Source organism: Phytohabitans houttuyneae (assembly GCF_011764425.1).
Taxonomy (GTDB): domain Bacteria; phylum Actinomycetota; class Actinomycetes; order Mycobacteriales; family Micromonosporaceae; genus Phytohabitans; species Phytohabitans houttuyneae.
The window spans coordinates 420,955-442,853 of record NZ_BLPF01000001.1; the positions used below are offsets into that span (position 1 = coordinate 420,955).

21 protein-coding genes and 4 pseudogenes are annotated in these 21,899 nt (G+C 72.6%); 14 read left to right on the plus strand and 11 right to left on the minus strand.

Features of this window, described 5'->3' with window-relative positions:
- Position 1: 1 nt before the first annotated feature.
- Positions 2-661, plus strand: coding sequence for a class I SAM-dependent methyltransferase (locus Phou_RS01930; protein ID WP_173053007.1), 660 nt, complete (start codon positions 2-4; stop codon positions 659-661).
- Here the strand turns inward: Phou_RS01930 and Phou_RS01935 are convergent.
- On the minus strand, positions 654-1,805 hold the full coding sequence (locus tag Phou_RS01935) for a saccharopine dehydrogenase family protein (protein WP_173053009.1): 1,152 nt from the start codon (positions 1,803-1,805) through the stop codon (positions 654-656). The two genes, Phou_RS01930 and Phou_RS01935, sit on opposite strands and share 8 nt — an antisense overlap.
- A gap of 80 nt (positions 1,806-1,885) precedes the next feature.
- Between Phou_RS01935 and Phou_RS01940 the strand changes: the two genes are divergently transcribed.
- A complete protein-coding gene (locus tag Phou_RS01940) occupies positions 1,886-2,080 on the plus strand; it encodes a hypothetical protein (protein WP_173053011.1) in 195 nt (64 codons plus the stop codon).
- A gap of 236 nt (positions 2,081-2,316) precedes the next feature.
- Here the strand turns inward: Phou_RS01940 and Phou_RS01945 are convergent, their stop codons facing one another.
- Positions 2,317-4,080 (minus strand): hypothetical protein, encoded by a 1,764-nt coding sequence (locus Phou_RS01945; RefSeq protein WP_173053013.1) that lies wholly within the window; start codon positions 4,078-4,080, stop codon positions 2,317-2,319.
- A gap of 16 nt (positions 4,081-4,096) precedes the next feature.
- A complete protein-coding gene (locus tag Phou_RS01950) occupies positions 4,097-4,816 on the minus strand; it encodes a class I SAM-dependent methyltransferase (RefSeq protein ID WP_173053015.1) in 720 nt (239 codons plus the stop codon).
- Between the two features lie 134 nt (positions 4,817-4,950).
- Here Phou_RS01950 and Phou_RS01955 point away from each other — a divergent pair, with 134 nt between their 5' ends.
- The 5 genes from Phou_RS01955 to Phou_RS01975 all read left to right on the plus strand — a co-directional run bounded on the left by Phou_RS01955 (position 4,951) and on the right by Phou_RS01975 (position 9,132).
- The gene (locus tag Phou_RS01955; RefSeq protein ID WP_173053017.1) at positions 4,951-5,985 is read left to right on the plus strand and encodes a sulfate ABC transporter substrate-binding protein; all 1,035 of its coding nucleotides are present in this window, start codon (positions 4,951-4,953) and stop codon (positions 5,983-5,985) included.
- A gap of 139 nt (positions 5,986-6,124) precedes the next feature.
- Positions 6,125-6,970, plus strand: coding sequence for a sulfate ABC transporter permease subunit CysT (gene cysT / locus Phou_RS01960; RefSeq protein ID WP_173053019.1), 846 nt, complete (start codon positions 6,125-6,127; stop codon positions 6,968-6,970).
- On the plus strand, positions 6,963-7,745 hold the full coding sequence (locus tag Phou_RS01965) for a sulfate ABC transporter permease (RefSeq protein WP_173053021.1): 783 nt from the start codon (positions 6,963-6,965) through the stop codon (positions 7,743-7,745). The genes cysT and Phou_RS01965 overlap by 8 nt, the downstream gene beginning before the upstream one ends.
- Positions 7,742-8,713 (plus strand): sulfate/molybdate ABC transporter ATP-binding protein, encoded by a 972-nt coding sequence (locus Phou_RS01970; protein WP_173053023.1) that lies wholly within the window; start codon positions 7,742-7,744, stop codon positions 8,711-8,713. The genes Phou_RS01965 and Phou_RS01970 overlap by 4 nt, the downstream gene beginning before the upstream one ends.
- Positions 8,713-9,132: an RrF2 family transcriptional regulator gene (locus tag Phou_RS01975; protein ID WP_173053025.1), complete on the plus strand. Its 420-nt coding sequence runs from the start codon at positions 8,713-8,715 to the stop codon at positions 9,130-9,132. Before Phou_RS01970 ends, Phou_RS01975 begins: the two co-directional genes overlap by 1 nt.
- Before the next feature lie 22 nt (positions 9,133-9,154).
- On the opposite strand, the pseudogene Phou_RS01980 reads toward Phou_RS01975, so the two are convergent.
- A pseudogene (locus Phou_RS01980) lies at positions 9,155-9,952 on the minus strand (EamA family transporter); the annotation flags it as partial.
- A gap of 38 nt (positions 9,953-9,990) precedes the next feature.
- Between Phou_RS01980 and Phou_RS52050 the strand changes: the two are divergent.
- From Phou_RS52050 to Phou_RS01990, 3 genes are read left to right on the plus strand one after another with little or no spacing between them, the layout of a single operon-like run.
- On the plus strand, positions 9,991-10,233 hold the full coding sequence (locus tag Phou_RS52050) for a winged helix DNA-binding protein (protein WP_246273126.1): 243 nt from the start codon (positions 9,991-9,993) through the stop codon (positions 10,231-10,233).
- An 11-nt stretch (positions 10,234-10,244) separates the two neighbouring features.
- Positions 10,245-10,484 (plus strand): MarR family winged helix-turn-helix transcriptional regulator, encoded by a 240-nt coding sequence (locus tag Phou_RS52055; RefSeq protein WP_246273127.1) that lies wholly within the window; start codon positions 10,245-10,247, stop codon positions 10,482-10,484.
- Positions 10,485-10,520: 36 nt separating this feature from the next.
- Complete coding sequence (locus tag Phou_RS01990) at positions 10,521-11,195, plus strand: BON domain-containing protein (RefSeq protein ID WP_173053027.1); 675 nt, start codon at positions 10,521-10,523, stop codon at positions 11,193-11,195.
- 68 nt (positions 11,196-11,263) lie between these two features.
- On the opposite strand, the gene Phou_RS01995 is transcribed toward Phou_RS01990, so the two are convergent.
- Complete coding sequence (locus Phou_RS01995) at positions 11,264-12,007, minus strand: helix-turn-helix transcriptional regulator (protein WP_173053029.1); 744 nt, start codon at positions 12,005-12,007, stop codon at positions 11,264-11,266.
- Between the two features lie 393 nt (positions 12,008-12,400).
- On the opposite strand from Phou_RS01995, the gene Phou_RS02000 reads away from it, so the two are divergent.
- Positions 12,401-12,760, plus strand: a complete 360-nt coding sequence (locus Phou_RS02000; protein ID WP_173053031.1) for a hypothetical protein — start codon at positions 12,401-12,403, stop codon at positions 12,758-12,760.
- Between the two features lie 30 nt (positions 12,761-12,790).
- Here the strand turns inward: Phou_RS02000 and Phou_RS54890 are convergent, their stop codons facing one another.
- From Phou_RS54890 to Phou_RS02010, 3 genes and pseudogenes are all read right to left on the minus strand, one after another.
- Positions 12,791-14,071 (minus strand): NAD(P)/FAD-dependent oxidoreductase, encoded by a 1,281-nt coding sequence (locus Phou_RS54890; RefSeq protein ID WP_308784474.1) that lies wholly within the window; start codon positions 14,069-14,071, stop codon positions 12,791-12,793.
- 95 nt (positions 14,072-14,166) lie between these two features.
- Positions 14,167-14,568: pseudogene (locus Phou_RS54895) on the minus strand (Crp/Fnr family transcriptional regulator); the annotation flags it as partial.
- Entirely contained in the window at positions 14,468-14,686 is a 219-nt protein-coding gene (locus tag Phou_RS02010; RefSeq protein ID WP_173053033.1) for a DUF6458 family protein, read from the minus strand. The gene Phou_RS02010 and the pseudogene Phou_RS54895, both read right to left, overlap by 101 nt.
- A gap of 153 nt (positions 14,687-14,839) precedes the next feature.
- On the opposite strand from Phou_RS02010, the pseudogene wrbA reads away from it, so the two are divergent.
- A pseudogene (gene wrbA / locus Phou_RS02015) lies at positions 14,840-15,355 on the plus strand (NAD(P)H:quinone oxidoreductase); the annotation flags it as partial.
- 154 nt (positions 15,356-15,509) lie between these two features.
- Here the strand turns inward: wrbA and Phou_RS02020 are convergent.
- Complete coding sequence (locus Phou_RS02020; protein WP_173053035.1) at positions 15,510-15,986, minus strand: GNAT family N-acetyltransferase; 477 nt, start codon at positions 15,984-15,986, stop codon at positions 15,510-15,512.
- 9 nt (positions 15,987-15,995) lie between these two features.
- On the opposite strand from Phou_RS02020, the gene Phou_RS02025 reads away from it, so the two are divergent.
- A complete protein-coding gene (locus Phou_RS02025) occupies positions 15,996-17,180 on the plus strand; it encodes a hypothetical protein (protein ID WP_173053037.1) in 1,185 nt (394 codons plus the stop codon).
- 6 nt (positions 17,181-17,186) lie between these two features.
- On the opposite strand, the pseudogene Phou_RS50855 reads toward Phou_RS02025, so the two are convergent.
- Positions 17,187-18,764 (minus strand): annotated as a pseudogene (locus Phou_RS50855) (RNA polymerase sigma factor); the annotation flags it as partial.
- A gap of 105 nt (positions 18,765-18,869) precedes the next feature.
- A complete protein-coding gene (locus Phou_RS02035; RefSeq protein WP_173053039.1) occupies positions 18,870-20,900 on the minus strand; it encodes a serine hydrolase in 2,031 nt (676 codons plus the stop codon).
- A 268-nt stretch (positions 20,901-21,168) separates the two neighbouring features.
- On the opposite strand from Phou_RS02035, the gene Phou_RS02040 reads away from it, so the two are divergent.
- The gene (locus Phou_RS02040; protein ID WP_173053041.1) at positions 21,169-21,750 is read left to right on the plus strand and encodes an LURP-one-related family protein; all 582 of its coding nucleotides are present in this window, start codon (positions 21,169-21,171) and stop codon (positions 21,748-21,750) included.
- The last annotated feature ends 149 nt before the right edge of the window (positions 21,751-21,899 follow it).

Here is a 21,899-nt window from a genome sequence, read left to right on the forward strand (position 1 = left end):
GGTGACCGAGCCGCCCGCGCACCTCACCGAGACCCGCATCGCGTACGACACCGTCGCCGCCGACTACGCCGACCTGCTCAAGGGCGCGCTGGCCGAGGCGCCGCTGGAGCGGGCGCTGCTGGGCACGTTCGCCGAGCTGGTCCTGGCCGCCGGCGGCGGGCCCGTGGTCGACGCCGGGTGCGGGCCGGGGCGGATCACCACGTACCTCGACGGGCTGGGCCTCGACGTGCGCGGCGTGGACCTCTCGCCGGAGATGGTGGCGGTGGCCCGCCGCCTGTACCCCGGCCTGCCCTTCGCGGCCGGCAGCATCACGGACCTGGACGTCGCGGACGGCGCGCTCGCCGGCCTGGTCGCCTGGTACTCGGTCATCCACACGCCGCCCGCGCAGCTGCCGGCGGTGTTCGCGGAGTTCGCGCGCGTGCTGCGGCCCGGCGGCCACCTGCTGATGGCGTTCCAGACCGCGTCCGCCGGCGACGTCGAACCGCGCCGGATCGAGCGGGCGTACGGGCACACGCTCGCCCTGGACGCCTACCGGCTCTCGCCGGACCGGGTCACGGAGCTGCTGGCGGCGGCCGGCATCGAGGTGACCACGCGGGTCGTCCGCCAGCCGGAGATCCAGGAGAAGACCCCGCAGGCGTACCTGATGGCCCGGCTCAGCTGAGCACGCGGAAGGTCAGGCCGGCGGCTTCCAGGCGGGTGCGGAGCGCGTCGCCCATCGCGGTCGCGGTCGTGAGCTGGCCGGCCAGGTCGGGCAGGTCGTCGTGGGTCAGGCAGAGCGCCGACTCGGCCAGCATCTTCGCGGTCTCGCCGTAGCCCGGGTCGCCGCCGGCCACCTCGGTCAGCACCCGGCGGCCGCCGCTGTCGGCGACGAACCGCATCCGGAACCAGCCGCGGGCGCGCTGCTCCTCGCTCGGGCCGCGCCCCGCCGGCAGGAGCCGTCCCAGCGCGCGCCGGGTCGGGCCGAGCTGGGCCAGCGCGAACGCCCCGCCCGCACCGGCCGCGATACCGACCGCGCTGAGCGCGCGGCGCACGCCGATGAAGTGGCCGTACGTGAAGTCCGGCCCGTACCGGGGAAGCGACCGCGCCGAGCGGACCACGATCTGCGGGTCGATGCTCGCCATCGGCAGGGCCCACACGCCGAGCTCCGCCTGGCGGTGCGGGCGGCCGGCCACGGCGCGGACCCGGCGCCCGTCCGGCTTCGGCTCGACCTCGCGGCGGGCGGCGTGTGCGGCGGTCGCCGCGCGGAAGCGGCCGAAGTTCACCAGCACGGTGTTGAACGTGCCGCCGGACGGCCGGCCGCCGGCACTGATGTACCCGCGCATCCGGATCGGCTCGCCCTCCGGCAGCTGCTGGACCGTGAAGAGGGCGCCGAGGTCGGGCGGGATCGAGTCGAAGCCGCACGCGTGCACGAGGCGGGCGCCGGTGCTGGCGGCGGTGGCGTGGTGCTCCACGTACACGCGGTCCACGAACTCCGGCTCGCCGGTCAGGTCCACATAGTCCGTACCGGAGGCGGCGCAGGCGGCGACCAGCGGCCCGCCGTACCGGATGTAGGGACCGACCGTGGTCGCGACGAGGCGGGTCGACGCGGCGAGGTCGCGCAGCGCCCGCTCGTCGCCGGCCTCGGCCGTGACCACCTCGACCGGCGCGCCGAGCCGGTCGCGGAGCGCGCGCAGCCGCTCGCCGTCCCGCCCGGCCACCGCCCACCGCAGGCCGGCGGGAGCGTGTGCGGCCAGGTACTCGGCGGTGAGGCGGCCGGTGAAGCCGGTGGCACCGAAGAGGACGACGTCGTACGCCCGATCCGTCATTACCGGAGGGTAGCCAACGCATGAACCGGCGCCGGTCCGGGTACCAGACGGAAACCGACCTCGCAGACAGGAGGACAACGATGAGAAGGGCCATCGGTCGTTGGGCCGTACTGGCGGTCGCCGTTCCCCTGGCGGCGATGGGCGCGCGGCGAATCGGCCAGGCCGTCGAGGCACGCCGCGGCTCCAACCGCGTCACGCGGATGCTGCACAGGGGTGCCGACACGCTGCAGGGCATGACCGGACGGAAACGGAAGCACCGTTTCGGCTTCCGGTAACACGTACCGGCGAGAACGGCCCGCGTACCCGTTTGGGACGCGGGCCGTTCCGCTGACGCATTTCATTGAGAGTATTGGATATTTCGGGCAACTTCCGTAACATACTGCAAGCGAGCCCGCCGGGTCTGGCGGAGTGGCACCCCGGCCCACATCGCGCGAGCTCGATGGTCCAGCCCCACCATCATCAGGAGCCATGTATTGCCCACGGCGCGGTGCTCGATCACCCCGAGGCGAGATCAGAGGCGATAGAGCACCGCGCCGTCGATGTCTTCACGGGTGATGCCCAAGCCGTCCACCGGCCGGGCGGGCACGCCGTCCCACGGCGTCCCCGGCAGGTACGCGGGGATCACCAGCACGTCCTTCACGCCGATGCCCCGCAGGTACGCGATCGAGGCCTGGTCCGGGAACGAGACCGTGGCCGCCCGGGTCTGCGCCTGCGTGGTCGGCTCGAAACCGGCCATGCCGTTGGTGATCCGCGGCCACCCGTCGACCGTCCACATCATGTAGTGCAGCTCGATCAGGCCGGTCGCCGGCAGTACCAGCAAGGGCTCGCGGGCCTGGGCGAACGCGGCCGGCGGCTGCGGCACCGGCGGGTGACCGGTCTTGTTCACCCCTTCGCCGATCACCAGCAGCAGCGGGATGACCAGCGCGACCCGGGCCACGACGCGGCCGGCGCCCTTCAGCAGGTCGGCGTTGCGGACCGCCTCGCTGACCGCGCCGGCGGCGAGGATGGCCAGGAGCAGGCTGATCCAGATCATCAACCGGCCCGGGGTGCGCAGCGCGTCCCAGCCCGGCAGGTGCTTGGAGAGCGTGATGTACCCGGGGTCGCCGTCATCGCCCAGCGTCGCGCCCAGCCCGAGCAGGCCGGTGACGACAGTGCCGATCGCCAGCATGATCCGGTGGCGCACCGAGAAGATCGAGAAGAACAGGCCCGCCGAGGCGAGCACGATCAGGCAGATGCCCGGCAGCAGCGCCATCTCCGGCGGCCAGGTCAGCTGCTCCCGCGCGACGGCGTGCCGCTCGCCCCAGAACCACGACTCCCCCGGCGCGGTGAAGTACGCCTTGAACGGCGGGGAGAACATGACCGTCCACTCAAGGCCGCGCACGCCCTGCGGGTTGAGCTCGGTGACCTTCAGGTACACCGACGCGATCGAGACGGTGACCAGCCCGAAGATGGCACCGCCGGCGAGGTTGGCGATCAGCAGGCGCCGGCCGAACGGTGGCCGGGCTTTCTTGCGCCACCACGAGAACGCGTACGTGGCGGCGGCGACCACGCATGCGCCGAACAGGAAGTACACGAACGGCAGGCCGATGCCGAAGCCGAGGCTGACCTGCCACGCCGCGGTGAGCCAGCCGGCCACCACCCAGCCGGGGCGGCGCTTGTCCGGCTGGTAGCCACCGGTGAGGGACCAGCCGTGGCCGCGGGCCAGCATGGCCAGCGACAGCGCGATGCCGCCGGTGGAGAGGATGTTCATGTGGCCGCCGTGCGCCAGCCGCCACGGCGAGAACGCCCAGGCCACACCGGCCACCGCCGCGCCGAGCCGGCCGGCGCCGAGCTGGCGGACCAGCGCGTACGACCCGATGAACGCGAGAGCGTACAGCAGCACGTACATGACGTTGTAGCGGATGATCGTCGCGTCGAGGCCGGAGCCGATGAAGCCGGCCGGCGCGTAGCCGAGCAGCGAGTCCGTGTACGCGTACGTGTAGCGCTCGGGATAGAACGTGTTCGAGTGCCACAGCGAGAGCGGGTCGGTCAGCAGCGCGTGCCCGCCCCACGCCATCTGCCACGCCTGCACGGTCGGGTCGCCGATGTCGCCCGGGATCGTCGAGGCCGGATGCTTGAGCGTCGGCCAGGTCAGCACCACCGCGAGGAGCAGGCCGCCGAGCACGGCGAGGGTCCACTCGTGGGTCAGCACCCGCCGGACGCGCGACCGCCCGCCGCCGCCTTCCGGCTCGTCGGACGCGGTCTCGGGCTCGATCGTGGGTGCTGCGGCTTCCATAGGAGTCGATGTTAGGTCAGACACCCGCGCCGTCCGATACCCGGGCGTGCAGCACCGTGAACGCGTTGAGGTGCCAGCCGGGCACCCGGAACGGCCGCCAGCTCACTCCCAGCCGGTCGGCGCGGAAGACGTGCCGCGCCTGTGCCAGCAGGGACGGGAAGTGGTTGCGGTGGTCGAGCGCGGTGACCACGGCGTACATCTCGGCGATGCCCTGCCGCCGGGCGGCTCGCCCCGAGGTCAGCGCCTTGCCCGCGCGGTAGGCGAGGCCGGGGTCGGTCGGCAGCAGGATCGTGACCGTGCCGCCGGGCGCGGTGACCCGGCGCATCTCCTCCAGCGCGGCGAACGGGTCGGGCAGGTGGTGCAGCAGGCAGGTCGCGATCACCCGGTCGAAGCCGCCGTCCGGGTACGGCAGTGCCGACACGTCGCAGGCGCCGACGCTGATCCGCGGGTCGGCCGCCACCTCCTCGGTCGGGTGCGGCTCGCGCAGGTCGGTGAGCAGGTACTCGTCGAACGTGTGCCGCACGTAGGGCACGTGCTCCCCGCGGTTGCCACCGACCTCCAGCACGCGGGCGAACCGGACGTCCGGGCCGTAGGGCGCCTCCATCGACCGGTGCAGGTACCGCTCGAAGAACGACCCGTCAGCCGTCGCCGCGGTCGTGGAGTAGTGGTCCTCGTACCACCGGGTCAGCAGGTCGTGCGCGCGCTGGCCGGGGGCCGGGTCGTCGAGAGGTGGCATCGCAGTTCCTTGCGGCGCGGAGGAGGCCGGATTCGACCGAATGGTACCGGTCAAACCCGGCACGGCATCCACCGGTCGGGTACCAATGTCTACTTGCCCTTGAATCTCTATGGGTTAAGTGGAATATTGCGGGCGTGACGAAAACACGTACCAGAGCAGCCGTCGCCGTCGCACTCGCCGCGGGGCTGGCTCTTTCCGCTTGTGGGGGTGGCGACGACGCCGCCTCAGGTAGTGGTGGGTCCACCACCCTCTCCATCGTCGGCTTCGCCGTCCCGGAGGCGGCCAACAAGGCGATCGCCGCGGAGTGGAACAAGACACCCGAGGGCAAGGGGGTCAAGTTCCAGACGTCGTACGGCGCGTCCGGCGACCAGAGCCGCGCGGTGGTGGCCGGCCTGAAGGCCGACTACGTGCACTTCTCGGTGACCAGCGACGTCACGCGGCTGGTGACCGAGGGCCTTGTCGACGAGACCTGGGACGACGGCCCCAACAAGGGCGTGGTGTCCTCCTCCGTCGTGGTGCTGGCGGTGCAGAAGGGGAACCCGAAGAACATCCAGGGCTGGGACGACCTCATCAAGCCGGGCATCAAGATCGTCACGCCGAACCCGGCCTCATCCGGCGCCGCCCGGTGGAACGCGCTGGCCGCGTGGGGCCACATCGCCGCCAACGGCGGCACCGACGAGCAGGCCGCGGACTACCTGAAGAAGCTCTTCGCGAACGTCTCCTCGCTGCCCAACAGCGGCCGCGACGCGACGACGAGCTTCCTCAACGGCGGCGGCGACGTGCTGCTGGCGTACGAGAACGAGACCATCCTCGCCACGCAGAACGGCGAGGAGCTCGAATGGATCTACCCGGACACGACGATCAAGATCGAAAACCCGGGCGCCGTCCTCAAGAACGCCGGCCCCAAGGCGAAGGAGTGGCTCAACTTCGTGCTGAGCGACAAGGGCCAGCGGCAGTTCGCGCTCAAGGGCTTCCGCCCGATCATCGACGGCGTCGACACCGGCGGCATCGAGGGCGCCAAGGACCCGAACAACCCGTTCCCCACGCCGAAGAAGCTGCTCACCGTCGAAAACGACTTCGAGAGCTGGTCCGCCTTGTCGAAGAAGTTCTTCGACGAGAAGGAGGGCATCATCACGAAGATCATCGCTGAGTCGGGCAAGGCACAGTGAGCGAGCGAGCTGGCGCGGCGGCGTCTGGACGGAGCCACCCCGCCGACGAAGTCGGGGTTTCGGGGTGGCGGAGGAAGACGTCGCCTTCAGCGCCGCGCGAGCGAGCGAACCAGGAGGGCACAGTGAGTCAGGGGATTCAGTGACTACCGCGACCCTCGCCCCGGACCGGTCGGCCGCGCGCCGATCGGCCCGGGGTGGCCGCCGCCTCAACCGGTACTCCGGCCTGGGCCTCGGGGTCGCGATGCTGTGGTTCAGCCTGCTCGTGCTCATCCCGCTGACCGCTGTCGTGGTGACCGCCTCCGAAGGCGGCTGGAGCGGCTTCTGGGACGCGGTGACCAACGAGCAGACGGCCGCCGCGATCCGGCTGACGGTCGGCACCGCGTTCGGGGTCACGCTCGTCAACGTCGTGATGGGCACGCTGATCGCCTGGGTGCTCGTGCGCGACCGGTTCTTCGGCAAGCGCCTGCTCGAGGTCCTCATCGACATCCCGTTCGCGCTGCCGACGATCGTGGCCGGCCTCGTGCTGCTGTCGCTGTACGGGCCGGAGAGCCCGCTCGGCATCGACATCCACAACACCCGGATCGCGGTGTTCATGGCGTTCCTGTTCGTCACGCTGCCGTTCATCGTCCGCACCGTGCAGCCGGTGCTGGCCGAGCTCGACCACGAGGTCGAGGAGGCCGCGGCGTCGTTGGGGGCGAGCCGGTTCACCACGTTCCGGCGGATCATCCTGCCCAGCCTGACCCCGGCGATCGCGGCCGGCGCGGCACTCTCGTTCGCCCGCGGGGTCAGCGAGTACGGCTCGCTGGTGCTCCTGTCCGGCAACCTGCCGATGCGCACCGAGGTCACCTCGGTCCGCATCCTCAGCAGCATCGAGAACGACAACCTGGACAGCGCCGCCGCGGTCGCCGCGGTGCTGCTCGCCATCTCGTTCGCGGTGATCGTGATCCTCGACGTCATCCAGCGGAGGGTGATCCGCCGTGGTTAAGCGCGTGATCGTCGTGACGTACCTGTTCTTCCTCGTCGCGTGGCCGGTCTTCCTGGTCGGGCAGAACACGTTCGAGGGCGGGACGGAAAACCTCCGGGGCATCCTCGAGGACCCGGACGTCGTGCACGCGCTGCGGCTGAGCCTGTTGGTCGCGATCATCTCCGTGGTGATCAACACGGTGTTCGGCGTGGGGATCTCGCTGCTGCTCGTGCGCTACGACTTCCCCGGCAAGCGGCTGCTCAGCGCGCTGCTCGACGTGCCGCTGTCGGTGTCGCCGATCGTGGTGGGCCTCGCGCTCGTCCTCGTGTACGGCGGCCGCAACGGCTGGTTCGGCCCGACGCTGGAAAGCGCCGGCTTCCAGGTCATCTTCGCCACGCCGGGCATCGTGATGGCCACGGTCTTCGTCGCCCTGCCGCTGGTGATCCGGGAGGTCGTGCCGGTCCTGGAGGAGGTCGGCGACGAGCAGGAGCAGGCGGCGCGCAGCCTCGGGGCGAACGCGCTGCAGACGTTCTGGCGGATCACGCTGCCGGCCATCAAGTGGGGCGTCATCTACGGCGTGGTGCTGAGCCTCGCCCGGTCGCTCGGCGAGTTCGGCGCGGTCAAGGTGGTCTCCGGCAACGTGCTCGGCGAGACCCGGACCACGACGCTCGTCGTCGAGGAGAAGTACCTCAACTTCGACAAGGGCGGCGCCTACGCCGCCGCGTTCCTGCTCGCGTTGGTCGCGGTCGCCGCGATCATCGTCGTCTCCGTCCTCCGGCCGAAGGAACATCGGTGAGCATCGAGATTTCCAACGTCAGCAAGAGATTCGGCAGCTTCGTCGCGCTCGACGACGTCTCCGTGAGCATCCCTTCCGGCCAGCTCACCGCGCTGCTCGGCCCGTCCGGCGGCGGCAAGTCGACGCTGCTGCGGATCATCGCGGGCCTCGAGGAGGCGGACAGCGGCCGGGTGCAGATCGAGGGCGTGGACGCGACCGGCCTGCCGCCGCAGAAGCGGAACGTGGGCTTCGTCTTCCAGCACTACGCCGCGTTCAAGCACATGTCGGTGCGCCGGAACGTGGCGTTCGGCCTGGAGATCCGGCGCCGCCCGAAGGCGGAGATCCGCGCGCGGGTCGACGAGCTGCTGCGCCTCGTGCACCTGGAGCAGTTCGGCGACCGCCTGCCGGCGCAGCTGTCCGGCGGTCAGCGGCAGCGGATGGCGCTGGCCCGCGCGCTCGCGGTCGAGCCGACAGTGCTGCTGCTGGACGAGCCGTTCGGCGCGCTCGACGCCAAGGTGCGCAAGGAGCTGCGCGACTGGCTGCGGCGGCTGCACGACGAGGTGCACGTGACGACGGTGTTCGTCACGCACGACCAGGAGGAGGCCCTGGAGGTCGCCGACGAGATCGTGGTGATCAACGACGGGCGCATCGAGCAGATCGGCACGCCCGACGAGCTCTACGACGCGCCCGCCAACGACTTCGTCATGCGCTTCCTCGGCCCGGTCACGCAGCTCGGCGACCAGCTGGTGCGGCCGCACGACCTGGACCTGCACCCCGGCGACGAGGCGGAGCACGGCACGGTGACCGGGCGGGTCACCCGGGTCACCCGGATCGGCTTCGAGATCCGTGTCGAGGTGACGACCGAGGACCAGGTCGTCGTCGTCACGCTGACCCGCACCCGCTTCCGGGCGCTGGGCATCGCGGAAGGGTCCATCGTCCAGGTCGGGCTCGCGCCGGAGGCGCTGGCCGCGTCGGTGGAGGCGGCCTAGTGCAGATCTCGGCTCGCAGTGACTACGCCCTCCGGGCGCTGATCGCCACCGCCGGTTTCTCCGACGGCGGTCCCGTCTCGGCGACGAAGCTCGCCGAGGCGCAGGCGATCCCGCTGGGCTTCCTGCACGACATCATGTCCGACCTGCGCCGCGCCGGGCTGCTCACCAGCCAGCGCGGCACGGACGGCGGCTACACGCTGGCCCGCCCGCCGGACGACATCACGGTGGGTGACGTGCTGCGGGCGATCAACGGCTCGCTGAGCACGGTCCGCGGGCTGCCGCCGGACCAGGTCAACTACCACGGGGTGGCGAGCAGCCTGCCGGAGCTGTGGCTGACGCTGCACGAGGCCATCGCGGACGTGGTGGACCGGACGACACTCGCGGACCTGCTGCCGACGCAGTACCGGCAGAGCGCCTGACCTGCCCCGCCAGCACCCCGGCGAGCACCAGCGCGATGCCGGTCGCCTGCGCGGCGGTGAGCCCCTCGCCGGCCACGGCGGTGCCGAGCAGGACGCCGGTCACGGGGTTGAGCAGGCCGACGAGGCCGACCGTCGCGGCGCTGAGGCGGCGCAGTGCGGAAAACCAGGCGGCGAACGCGAGCGCGGTCGCGACCACCGTCACGTACCCGAAGCCCCAGGCCGCCGGCGCGTCGAGGGCCGGCGGCGCGCCCTCGAACGCGACCGCGAACGGCAGCAGCAGCACTCCGCCGGCGACGAGCTGCCAGGACGTGCTCGCGAGCACGTCGACGTCGCGCCCCCACTTCTTGGTCAGCACGTAGCCCAGCGACGACATCAGCATCGCGGCCACCGACGCCGCGACGCCGCGCCAGTCCACCGCCTGCGTACCGCGGAAGAGCATCAGCCACACCCCGGCGATGCCGACGGCCGCGCCCACCGCGGTGAGCACCCTCGGCCGCTCGGCGAGCAGCCCCCAGGCGATCAGCATCATGACCACCGGCGAGCTCGCCATGATCGTGGAGGCCACGCTGGTGGGCAGGAGCTGCGCGGACAGGTAGATCAGCACGAAGAACGCGCCCACGTTGAGCGCACCGAGCAGCAGTGACCGCCACCACCAGGCGCCGCGCGGCAGCCGCCGGCTGATCACGAGCAGCAGCAGGCCGGCGGGCAGCGCGCGGATCGCGGCGCCGTACAGCGGCGCGCCGGGCGGCAGGTACTCGTGCGTCACGAAGTAGTTGCTCCCCCACGCGACCGGCGCGATCGCGCAGATCAGGGACCACATGGATGCAAGATACCTTCCTGGGAAGGTATCTTGGCTGTGTGACCGACCACGTTGCCCGCATCCAGGCGGAGTGGGCCCGCGAGCGCCCCGACGTCGACACCGCGCCGCAGGGAGTGATCGGGCGCCTGCACCGCCTCGCCGCCCACCTGACCGAGGAGCTGTGCGTGGTGTACCGGCGGCACGGCCTCAGCGAGGGCGAGTTCGACGTGCTCGCCGCGCTGCGCCGGGCCGGCGCGCCGTACGAGCGGGCCCCGGCGAGCTGGCCGCGTTCACGATGGTGACCACCGGTGGGATGACCAAGCGGATCGACCGCCTGGAGCGGGCCGGCCTGGTGACCCGCCGGCGCAGCGGCACCGACGGCCGCGGCCGGGTGGTGGCGCTGACCACGGCCGGGCGGGAGCTGATCGACCGCGCGTTCACCGAGCACATGCACAATGAGCGGCGCCTGCTCGCCGCGCTCCGCCCCGAGGAGGCGGCCCAGCTGGAGGCGCTGCTCACGACCTGGCTGGAGCGGGCCACCCCCAGCGGGTGACGACCGACCACCCGGCGCCGACGGACGATTGCCGGCATGACAGCCGAGCTACGCACCGACGAGCAGGTCCAGCGGGATGTCATGGCGGAGCTGCGATGGGACGCCCGCGTGCAGCCCAACGAGGTGGCCGTCGCGGTCAAGGGCGGCATCGTCTCGCTCGCCGGCTCCGTGGACCACTTCGTCAAGCGCTGGGCGGCCGAGCGCGCGGCGCAGCGGGTACGCGGCGTGGTCGCGGTCGCCAACGACATCGAGATCCGCCCGCCGTCCGGCAGTGCCGAGCCCAGCGACCCGGAGATCGCCACCACGACGGCTCAGGTGCTCGCGTGGAACGCGCTGGTGCCGGCGGACCAGCTCCAGATAACCGTCTCGGCCGGCCGGGTGACGCTGCGCGGCGAGGTCGAGTGGGAGTACGAGCGCCGCGAGGCCGAGCACGCCGTGCGCGGCCTGGCCGGTGTGCGCGGGGTGACCAACTCGATCGCGGTGCGGCCGCGGCAGCGGATCCAGCCCGAGGACCTGGAGCGCCGCATCGCGCAGGCACTGCTGCGCAGCGCCGAGACGGACGCGGAACGGATCATGGTGGAACAGGACGGCGACCGGGTGATCCTCCGCGGCGCGGTGCGGTCCTGGCCGGAACGGCGCGACGCGGAACGGGCCGCCTGGTCCGCGCCGGGCGTGCGCACCGTCGAAAACGACATCAGGATCGCCCCGTAGCCAGCGCGCCCCGGGGGTTCCCTCGGGCTTGGGCAGGCCATCCGTCCACAGTGCAGCGCCGCCGCGGCTCACACCGCGCGGTGCAGCGCGCGCGGTATGTACAGCCCGCGGCGCAGCGCGTAGACCGCCGCCAGGGTGCGGGTGGGCGCGTGGAGCTTGGTGAGGATGTGCTCCAGGTGTGTCGCCGCCGTCCGCTCGGTCAGCCGGAACGCGCTGGCGATCCGGCGGTTGGAGCAACCCTCCACGAGCAGGCCCAGCACTTCCAGCTCGCGGCGGGTGAGCCGGCTCAGCTCGCCCGCCGGCGCCACGACCACCGCGGCGATCACGTTGGCCGGCGGGATCGCGGGGCAGGCGAGCACCGTGACCCGCAGGTGCCGGTGGTCGCCGTCCGCGTCGAACGGGCACAGGAACGTCGAATGCGCCGTCTCGCCGAGCTGGCGGGCGGCCACGTCGAGCAGCCGCGAGCCGCCGGCGAGCATGGGGTGGTCGGGAAGCCCTGGCAGCGCCTCTGTCCTCCCGTCGCGGCACAGCAGCACCCCGCCGGCGGCCCGGTCGACGAGTCCGGCGGCCGCGCTTATCGAGCGCAGCGGGTCCAGTGCGTCCGCCATCGTCGTGGACAGCGCGGCGAGGATTTCCCGGGCCGCGTCCGTCGGATGCGCCGGGACCTCCGTGTAGAGGCTGAGGATGCCGAGGTAGCGGCCGTCCGATGTGGTCAGCCGCACGCCGATCCCCTCGCGGAAACCGGCCGGCATCAGGTATTCCGCCCACGAGCGGATCTCTTCGGCCGGCACCTGCAGATCACGCAGCCGCATCGGCGGCCCCGGCGGTCGAGGCCCACGAGCTCGACGTCGTCCAGGTGCTGTGGACTGTCCAGGTAGGACCGAACCTTTTCGTCGTAGCCCGTGGAATAGAGCGAATGCTCTGCCCGCCGCTCCATGTCCAGCAGGTAAACACGAGCCGCCTCGAACGGCACGACGGGCCGAAGTGGGCCCAGCATCGCCCCCGCCCGCTCCCTAACTCCGGCTGGAACGGCCGCGACCGAGGCCACCTCGGTGGCGATTTCCAACGCCGCCGAGCGCATACGGCATCGCCTCCCGGCACAGCCTAATACGAACGGCCGTATCGCAGAGCCTCACTCTCGTCACGGATTGGATCGGTAATCTTGCGGATTGGCACATCGCCGATGACAGTGTCGAATTGTTCAGGTGCTCTCCAGATTGGTCGACTATCGAGAACTGGTAGAACAAGCCTGCCGCGCCATCCGCGCCGACCCGAGGCTGGGCCCGGCGCTCGGAATCGCGCACGCCACCGTGCGCGACCCGTTGAAAGCGGCGGTGACGATGCTGGTCGGCGAAACGCTGGCGCGCCGGGCGGAACGCGCTGTAGCGGGATTCGTCGCCTTCGTCGGTCCACACCGGCTCAGCGGCGACGAGTACGACCTGCTGGCGCATTATGTGCTTTCCGCCGCGCTGGCCCGGCGGGTCGGCCCGGAACGGCTGATTCTCATCGGCGCTTCCCTCACGACCGTGCGCGCCGCGGTCCTACCAGGACACCCCCGCCGCTGACGACAACCGTTCCCTTTGGGAAACCAACACTCAGCCGCCGGGTTCGCGGCCCATGCGGGCCAGGTGCTGGTGTACGAGGCGGATCGCCATCGCGCCCTCGCCGACGGCCGAGGCCACTCGCTTGATGGAGCCGCTGCGCACATCCCCGACGGCGAAGACGCCCGGCGCGCTGGTCTCCAGCAGGTCCGGCGGGCGGTCGCCGCCAGCGGGCGCGCCGACCGCGGGGCCGGTACGCACATAGCCGTCCTCGTCGAGCGCCACGTGGCCGCCGAGCCAGTCCGTGCACGGGCGCGCGCCGACGAAGACGAACAGCAGGCGGGCGTCGAGGGAGCGGCGCAAGCCGGTACGCAGGTTTTCGACCACGACCGACTCCAGCCGGCCGTCCGCGCCGGCCAGCTCGCACACCTGGCTCTCGCGGAACACCTCGACGCGGCTGTCCCGCTCGATCTGGTCGACCAGGTACCGGGACATATCCCGGCCCAGGTCTCCGTGGCGGATCACCAGCCGCACCGACCGCGCGTGCTGGACCAGGTACACGACCGCCTGGCCGGCCGAGTTGCCGCCACCGACCACCACGACCGGCCGCTCCGCGCAGAACCTCGCCTCCACGACCGTCGCCGCGTAATAGACGCTGGTGCCCTCGAACTCGGCGAGGCGCGGCACGTCGAGCCGCCGGTAGCGGGCGCCGGTGGCGACCACCACCGTGCGGGCGCGCACCTCGCCGCCGCGGCCGTCGACGCGCACCGCGTGGTACCCGTCCCCCGCGAAAGGCCCGCGACCGCCGCCGGTGCCGCGATCACCGCGCCGAACTTCTCGGCCTGTACCACCGCGCGGTCGGCGAGCTCCGCACCGGTGATGCCGGCCGGAAAGCCCAGGTAGTTCTCGATCCGCGACGCCGTGCCGGCCTGCCCGCCCGCGCCCACCGCGTCGAGCACCACGGTGGCCAGCCCTTCCGAGGCGCCGTAGACCGCCGCCGCCAGGCCGGCCGGGCCCGCACCGGCGATGACCACATCCACCATCGAGCCGGGCAGCTCGTCGATGGCGCCGGGCCCGATCAGCCCGGCGAGCTCGGCGTTTGTGGGGTTGTGCAGCACCTGGCCGTCCCGCCAGACCACCACCGGCGTCTGGTCCGGACCGACGCTCATCCGGCGCAGCAGCCGTTCGGCGCCGGCGTCCTCCTCCAGGTCGGTCCAGCTGTGCGGGATGCGGTTGCGGGCGGCGAACTCGCGCAGCCGCCGGGTGTCCGGCGAGAAGCGCGACCCGATGAGGCGTATGCCGGCGACGCTGCCGAGCAGCTGCTCGCGGCGGCACAGGAAGGCGCGCAGGATCGCGTCGCCCAGCCGCGGGTCGCGGGCCACGAAGTCCAGCAGGGCCGCCACAGACACGGCGAGCACCTCGCCCGGCTCGCGGACGACCGCGGACACGAACGAGGGCTGCCCGGTCAGCAGCCCCACCTCGTCGAGAAACGCGCCCGGACCGTGCACCCCGACCAGGCGCTCCTCCGCCGTACCCGGCCCTTCGACCATCGCGACCGCGCCGCTGAGCACGACGAACAAGTCCCGCTGCCGCCGGCCCTCCTGGACGAGCAGCTCGCCGGCCCGGGTGCGCCGCCGCACGCCGTACCCGCTGAGGGCGCCGATCTGGTCCCGGTTGAGCCGGGAGAACGTTCCGGCGGGCTCGCTGCTGTCCACGGCTCTCCTCGCTGGCTCAAGGGTCGGGCGGCGGCGCGTCCGGCGGGAACCGCGCCGCGCTCGACCGGCGCCGGCGGTCCTGCCAGTACCAGAGCGTGACCAGGACGACCGCGCCACCGGCGAGCATCACGATCACTCCGGTCGCCTGGAGGTCGATCCACCAGGGATCGACCTGGATGGCGAACGCCAGTACGGCGCCGAGCGCGATCAGGAAGATTCCCCCGCCGATGCCCACTGCTCATGCCCTCCGCCGCTCGGGGACGGGACCGTGCCTCCGCCGCTCGGGGACCGACCAACCGAACGTATCTCGGGCCGGGACAGGCGTGTCCGCCCTGGTCACCCGGCCTGGGTGGGGTCACGTCACCCGGCGCCGGCGCAGCCTCGGTGCATGGCCAAAGACGTCAACATCGCGGTGATCTACTACTCGGCGACCGGAAACGTGCACCGCCTCGCCGAGGCCGTGGCCGAGGGCGCGGCCAAGGTCGGCGCGCAGGTGCGGGTGCACCGGGTGCCCGAGCTGGCGCCGGACACCGCCATCGACGCCAACCCGGACTGGCGCGCGCACGTCGACGAGACCCATGACGCGGTACCGGAGGCGAAGCTGGACGACCTTGCCTGGGCGGACGCCTTCGCGTTCGGTTCGCCGACCCGGTTCGGCATGGTCGCCGCGCAGCTCAAGCAGTTTCTCGACCAGGCCGGCGGGCTGTGGCTCAATGGCGTGCTCACCGACAAGCCGGCCACCGCGTTCACGTCCAGCATCAACCGGCACGGCGGCCAGGAGACGACGCTGGTCTCGCTGTACAACCTCTTCGCCCACTGGGGCTCGATCATCGTCCCGCCCGGGTACACCGACCCGGTCCTCTACGAGGCGGGCGGCAACCCGTACGGCGTGTCGTGGCCGACCGGCCAGCCACCGGCGCTGCCCGACGACCGGACCCTGCGGGCGGCGCAGTACCAGGGCAGCGGTTGGCGGACATCGCCCAACGGCTCAACCCGAAGGAGGAGTCCACGCGCTGACGGCGCCGCCCTCTCCACATCGTCCGGTCACTGTGGAGTCGCTACACGGCCTTGCGCATCTGCTGGGTCACCACCGCGTACCCCGAGGTGGCGTAGAGCGAGATGGCGACCGGGTTGTCGCCGAAGACGTTCAGCTCCAGCGCGGTCCCGCCGTGCTCGCGGACCGCGTCCTCCGCGGCGGCCAGCAGCGCCCGGCCGTACCCGGCGCCGCGGAACTCCGGCTCCACCTCGATGTCGTAGAGGAACGCGCAGCCGGCCACGCCCTGCGGGTGCTTCAGCGTGATCCACAGCCGCCCGACCGGCGTACCGTCCGGGCGGATGCCCTTCAGGATCAGGTTGTCCTCAGTGGCGAGACCCTCCGGCAGCAGCGCGGCGTTGGCCTGCCGTGCCTTGTCGAGCGCCTCGGCCGCGGTCCAGGTGCCGGCGGCGACCTTCGAGTCGGCGAAGCGCCGGGCGAGGGCATCCTGCCACTCGTCGAACTCTGGCTGCGTCATGGACCGTACGGACAGCTCCGGCATGGCAAGATCGTGGCACATGTCTCCGCCGAACGCGCCGCCAATACCCCGGACCCGCACCGCGAGCGCCGGCGGGCGATGCTGGCCGGGGTGGCCGGGCGGCTGCGCGAGGTCGGCATCGGGACCGCGTTCGGGCCGCTGGAGAGCTACCGCGACTTCTACGGCACGCTCCCCGCCGGTACCGCCGGCCTCGTGTGCGAGCAGCCGCCGACGACCGCGCGCCTGCAGGTCACCGCGATCCTGGTGCGCCGCACGCTGCCGCCCGGCGAGGGTGGCCTCTCCCCCGACCGGCGCTCGTGGGTGCGCGACGCCGACGTCTCGTACGACCTGGACGGATACGGCGAGCCGGCCTTCGAGGTCACGATCCTGGAGGACCCGGACGACGGGCTGGGGCACAGCCGGGACACGTCCGCGCAGCGCACGGTCACCGCCGACGAGCAGGCCGTCGTGGACGCGGCCCGGCTCTGGTACGGGTACCGGCACACCTTGCGCGCCACCCCACCCAAGGCCGACCCCCGCCGCGAGCGGACCCGGCTGCGGCGCGAGGTGGAAAAGCGTGACGCGGCCGCGGCGGCGCCGGACCTGCGCACGGAGGTGGCCGGCGAGATCGTGCCGGCCCGCGACGCGCTCGCCGCCGACCTGGACCGCGTGGAGGCCGGGCTGCTGTGCTGGCACTTCCCGCGAGAGCGCAGCGGCCGCTACGCCCGGCGGGCGGTGGTGGCGCTGGCCCGCTACGGCCCGGACCCGGGAAAGCGCGGCCCCTGGCTGACCGCCCGCGTGCGCGACGGCGCGCTGGCGCTCGGCGTCGAGCCGCTGATCGGCGTCAACCAGGACCACCGGTGGGACACCACGCCGTGGCTGTGGAGCGCGGCCGGCCGGGACGCGACCCCCGCCGACCGGTGGCAGGTGGCGAGCCCGAGCAGGCCCGCCCGCTCGCGCGGCTGCTCGACGCGCACGAGGTCGGTCCCGCGCTGGAGGCCGCCGGGGTGCGCGTCGACGACGACGTGGCGGCGCTGCTCGACGGCTTCCCGACGCGGTACCTGCGCGCCGCGTACACCGACGCCTGGGTCACCACCCTCTACACCCAGCTCGCCCGGTCCGCGCCGTGGCGCTTCGCCACGGCGTACGAGACGTGGCAGCGCGAGCGTGCCGGCCTGGGGCGGCCCGCCGCCGGTCCGGTGCCGCTGTGCGGCCTGACCGGGCTCAACCAGCAGCGCCGGCCGATGCTCGCCCTCGACCTGGCCGGCGGCGCGCCGTGGCTGCGGATGGTGTGGACCGGCAGCAACGCGCGGCTGTCCCGGGCGCTGTGGGAGCGCCCGGCCGACCTGGACGCCGCCCTCGCGGGCCTGGCGACGCCGGTGCCGACGGCGCGATGAGGTCGCCCGGGCCGCCGCGCCGGCAGGGGTTGGACACGCTGCGGTGCGGGCTCTCGGCGGTGGTGCCGTCGGCCGAGGTGCCGCGGACCCACCAGACGAGCGTGGTGTAGCGCAGGCCGCCGCGGCGGCCGGTGGCGGCGCCGCGTGCGGTCGGTGTCATGGTGGCGCTCTCGGTGGCCGACCCGGCGCCCCGCCAGAAGAGCCGGCTCGCGGTCATCGTGCGGTTGGCGGTGGCGTCGGCGGAGAGCGTGTACGTGACGCCGTCCGGGGCGCACCGCACGGCACCGCTCGCGGCCACGCTGAAGGCCGCTTCCCGCTCCGGCTCGGGCTCCGGGTCGGGCTCCCTTGTGGACGGTGGTGGATCCGCGATGGCGGGTCCGGTCGGCTCGGTGGCGGCGGGCACCGGCGACCGGGTGGGCGCCGGCGATGCCGCCGTGGCCGGCGGTGCCGCTGACGCCGGCGGGGGCACGGCCGAGGCGACAGGTGGGATCGGCGGGGGCGGCGTGCCCGGCGTGGCGGCGGGTGGAGCCTGCGGTGACACCGAGCCGCTGGCGAGGTCGGGCGCCGGGGGCGGCTCGCCGGGCCGGGTCAGCACGACCACGACCAGCACCGCCGCCACGGCCGCGGCGCCGGCCACCGCGAGCGCGCCGCGACGCCTGCGCACCGGAAACCCGTCCCGGTCCAGGCCCACGTCCGGCGGCCCGCCCGGTCGCCACGAGGCGGCCGGCAGGACGGTGAACGGTACGGCCACATACCCGGTCAGCAGCGCCGCCGGGCTGAGCAGCGCACCCCGGCTGGCCAGGCACCGGGCGCACCCGTCGACGTGCCGGCCGAGCCGCTTGCGCAGCAGCGGCGTGAGCCGCCCGTCCCAGGAGTGTCCTCGCTGCCCGCTTCCGCCGGGAAGCAGCTCGCGCAGCTCGGGGCAGCCGCCGGCCCGCGCCACGAGCAGGACGCCGAGCGCCCGTTCGAGCTGGGCACGGGCGCGGGACAGGCGGGCGTGCGCGTGGTTGGCGGAGACGCCGAGCACCGCGCCGACGTCCGCCGCGGACAGCCCGTGCCGCAGGGCCAGCTCGATCACCTCCCGGTCGCCGTCGCCGAGCCCGGCCGCCGCCGCGTGGACCAGCTCGCGCACCTCGGCCGCCCGGACACCGGCACCGAGGTCGGCGGTGTCCGCGGTGACCTCGTCGAGGTCGGCCGGCGCCTCCCGCCGCCGCTGCCGCAGCTGGCGCAGGCACTCGTGCCGGGCGATCGCGTACAGCCACGGCAGCAGCCGCTCCGGCTCGCGCAGCTGCCCGGCACGGCGCCCCGCGATCACGAACGTGTCCTGCACCGCGTCCGCCGCCGCGTCGGCGTCGCGCAGGGTCGCCCGGCAGTACGCGTACAGCCGGGGTGCGTAGCGGCGGTAGGCGCCGTCGAGGCCCGCGGGTCGCCGGCGGCCATCGCCGCCACGAGCGCGCGGTCGTCCATCTCCGGCACGGTAGCTCCCCTTCGCACCCCGGCTCGCCGGCTGTCAGGTCAGCAGGTCGCCGACGTACCAGGCGATGGCGGACGCGTGGTCGGCCGGGTCACTCAGCTCCTCCCGGTTGATCATGACGGCGATCGAGATGCCGTCGTCCGGGAACACCAGCAGGTGCGCGTCCGAGCCGAGCTGCCCGCCGGACTTGCTCGCGTACCGGTGGCCGTTCTTGCTGCCGACGCCCCAGCCGTACGCGTAGTCCCAGCCGTTCGCCGTGCCGTCCCAGATGTGGTCGGTGTCGGTGACGATCTCGCCGGAGATCATCGCGTCGCCGAAGCGGGCCATGTCCCGCACGTTCGACTCCAGGCCGCCGCCGAGCGTCTTCCAGCTGATCTGGTCCGGCGCCACCTCGGTGTTGGCCGCGCCCTTGTAGATCTTCGCCCGCCGCACGCCGGTGTCGTCCGGGTCCTCCTGGCGCAGCGTGGTCATCCCGAACGGGTAGCTGATCTCCTGCCACACGAGGTCCTTGACCGGCACCCCGGTCGCCCCTTCGAGCCCCGCGCCGAGCACCGTGTACCCGTGCGTGCTGTACAGCTCGGACGCACCCTGCGTGCAGCTCGTCGAGACACCGCCGACCTCGGTCCAGGAGCGCAGCGGGTCGCTGTCGAACTCCGCGACCGCCGTGCGCGCGTCCGGGTACCCGGTCTCCGTCAGGTGGTCGTCGGTCGCCACCTCCACGTCGTACTGCTCCGGGTCGAGCGTCTCCAGCGTCGACTCCTCGTCGCCGGCGTAGTGGCGCACACAGCCGCGGTTGCTGGCCAGCTGCTCCAGCGTCGCGTCGTGCTGGTCGTCGAGCGGGGCGTAGTAGTGCTCCGCCGTCTCGTCCCGGTCCACCTGGTCGCCGGGCTTCTCGTCCAGCCGCATGACGAGCGCGCCGCCGACCGCCTTGGCGACCGAGGCCCAGCGCAGGACGTGGCCGGAGTCCATCGAGATGTCACCGGCGATGTCGGCCTTGCCGAAGCCGCGGGTGTACTGGAACACCCCGTTCTCCATCACCGCGACGGCGACGCCGGGCACGCCGTCCTCGTCCATCTCCATGTCGATGAACCTGTCCACGTCCGGCCGCTCCGGCCAATATGGACGGTCGCTGTTCTGCCGCCAGATCGACGCGTACTTGAAGCCGCTCGCGGTCTGGTACCGGCCGACGAAGATCTGCCGGTACCCCTCGTCGGCGTCCAGGTGCCAGTTGTTGCCGTACTGGTGCGCGCTCATCTTCCAGCGCCCGCGCCACCCCCGGCCGTTGGCGTTCTCGACGAATATGCCGCCGAAGACCTGCGAACCCGCGTAGGCGGAGTCGAAGGAGAGCGACCGGAAGCCGGTGCCCGCGTACATGGTGAATGCGGCCGTGTACTGCGCCTCGGTGAAGTCGCCGTGCAGATGCCAGTCGAGCCCTTCCGGGTTGTCGAGAAACACGATGCCGTACCGGATCCCGTCCGAGGTGCGGTACATGTCGAAGTCGATCGGCATCCGGCCGGCCCGCCGCTGCTCCTGCTCGCGGGCGGTGAGCTGGGCGAGCGTGAGCCCGTACCAGGTGGTCCAGCCGAGCCCTTCGACGTTCTCCACCCACACGGCGGCGAAGTGCCAGGCACCGTCCACGATGTACATCTCGCGGTCGACAAGCCGCAGCCCGTCGCCGCTCGCCTCGGCGGCCACCGCGGTGTACTCCGCCTTGGTCATCCCGGCCTCGGCCCGCCACTGCCGCCCGTCGAGGTTGCGCTGCACGGCGCTGGCAAACCACGGCTTGCCGCCGAACCCGTCGGCCTCGACGTCGACGGGTATGTAGTCGTTCTCATCCCAGCGCGCCATGTCCTGCTCGAACTCGTCCTCCGTGCGCTCGCGTAACTCGTACCAGCTGGTCTCGTTCGGGTCGAAGACGGCCGACGGCTGTCCCGGGTGCGCGCTGGCCTCCGGGCCACCGGTGACGAGCGCGGCGCAGATGCCGGCCAGCGCGAGGCCGGCGACCCCGAAGCGGGCGCGGCGCCGCAGCCGGCGAGCCCTCCGCCATGCCTGTGAGACGTGGAGCATGATCCCTCCTGGTGTCGTGGGTTGACACCGGAACGAGAGCCGCGCCCGGCGGACGCCAACACCTTTCTCCTGTCGCCTGCGCGACAGGCCGTCGAGCTTTCCGTGGACGCCCGCGACGAGGTGCGCTTCGCCCGCTTCACCGAGGCGTCGCTGGGACTGCCGGACGGCGCGGCCGGCCCGACGACGCCCGACGCCGCGGTGCTGCGGCTGCCGTTCTGACCTGCGCGGGGCCGCGGCGCTGGCGGGTCTGTGGCAGACTCGCGCACTTATGAGCACCCAACAACTCCAGAGCTTGCAAACCCTGATCGTGCGGCAGCGCATCCGCATGATGGTGAACCAGTACGAGGTGCACGCGGCCGGGCCCGACGGGTCCGAGGCCGGAATGATCGCTTTCGCGCAGCAGAAGCGGATGGCCTTCAAGGAGCAGGTCACCCTCTACACCGACGACACCAAGCAGCAGCCGGTGCTCGGGTTCAAGGCCCGCAAGGTGATGGACCTCGGCTCGGCGTACGACGTGACCGACCCCTCCGGCGCCGCGATCGGCGTGTTCCGCAAGGACTTCAAGCGGTCGCTGCTGCGCTCGACGTGGATCGTCGAGCAGCCGGGCCTGCCGGCCGCGACGGGCCAGGAGCGCAGCCAGCTCGTGGCGATCCTGCGCCGTTTCATGGAGTCGATGTCGTGGCTGCCGTACCACTTCGACTTCGTCTTCGAGGGTGAGCAGCCCGCGTTCTCGGTCGTGAAGAAGTGGGGCCTGCGCGACAAGTACGTCGTGACGATCCACGACCCGCGCCTCGACCGGCGCATGGTCATCGCGATGGCCGTGGGGCTGGACGCGCTGCAGGCTCGCTGAAACTCCGTTGCCACAACGGATCGGGCGGTTTACGTTCAATGTCACCAGCTTGTGGCTAGCTGAGGCCGGCGCCCTGTCGCGGGTGCCGGCCCCACGCGGCCGGCGGACACCTCTCTCGCCCGCCGGCCGTCGTGGGCTCGTCCACTGTG

What these genes read in the sequence shown, in the direction of transcription:
- Phou_RS02040 (WP_173053041.1), top strand. Translation starts at nt 21,169, where the DNA reads ATGAGCACCCAACAACTCCAGAGCTTGCAAACCCTGATCGTGCGGCAG.
- Phou_RS01945 (WP_173053013.1), bottom strand. Translation starts at nt 4,080, where the DNA reads ATGGAAGCCGCAGCACCCACGATCGAGCCCGAGACCGCGTCCGACGAG.
- Phou_RS52055 (WP_246273127.1), top strand. Translation starts at nt 10,245, where the DNA reads ATGACCAAGCGGATCGACCGCCTGGAGCGGGCCGGCCTGGTGACCCGC.
- Phou_RS01950 (WP_173053015.1), bottom strand. Translation starts at nt 4,816, where the DNA reads ATGCCACCTCTCGACGACCCGGCCCCCGGCCAGCGCGCGCACGACCTG.
- Phou_RS01940 (WP_173053011.1), top strand. Translation starts at nt 1,886, where the DNA reads ATGAGAAGGGCCATCGGTCGTTGGGCCGTACTGGCGGTCGCCGTTCCC.
- Phou_RS01995 (WP_173053029.1), bottom strand. Translation starts at nt 12,007, where the DNA reads ATGCGGCTGCGTGATCTGCAGGTGCCGGCCGAAGAGATCCGCTCGTGG.
- Phou_RS01935 (WP_173053009.1), bottom strand. Translation starts at nt 1,805, where the DNA reads ATGACGGATCGGGCGTACGACGTCGTCCTCTTCGGTGCCACCGGCTTC.
- Phou_RS02035 (WP_173053039.1), bottom strand. Translation starts at nt 20,900, where the DNA reads ATGCTCCACGTCTCACAGGCATGGCGGAGGGCTCGCCGGCTGCGGCGC.
- Phou_RS02020 (WP_173053035.1), bottom strand. Translation starts at nt 15,986, where the DNA reads ATGCCGGAGCTGTCCGTACGGTCCATGACGCAGCCAGAGTTCGACGAG.
- Phou_RS01990 (WP_173053027.1), top strand. Translation starts at nt 10,521, where the DNA reads ATGACAGCCGAGCTACGCACCGACGAGCAGGTCCAGCGGGATGTCATG.